This window comes from Bacillus sp. AFS053548, from assembly GCF_002575105.1.
Classification (GTDB): Bacteria; Bacillota; Bacilli; order Bacillales; family Bacillaceae_G; genus Gottfriedia.
In genome coordinates, this window is record NZ_NUHI01000090.1 from 1 (window position 1) to 213 (window position 213).

The window sequence follows — 213 nt, forward strand, 5'->3', positions numbered from 1 at the left end:
TTTTTCACATTTATATTGAATCTGGCGTTTGAATTTACATAAACACAGTTTCGCGATTGTTTTTGAAAGGTGCTTATTCTTCATCATCCCTTTAATATTTAGAATTTCCATTACGATACGATAAGGTTTTGTTTTCACTATTTCGCTCGTGGATTGATGAAGATGGTTTAGTCTGATATTCGTCAACCTTCTATAGAGGTGTTGTATTTTCTT

At 31.9% G+C, this 213-nt stretch carries 1 pseudogene; it reads right to left on the minus strand.

Annotated elements, in window-relative coordinates:
- A pseudogene (locus CN946_RS23945) lies at window positions 1–213 on the minus strand (IS200/IS605 family element transposase accessory protein TnpB); the annotation flags it as partial.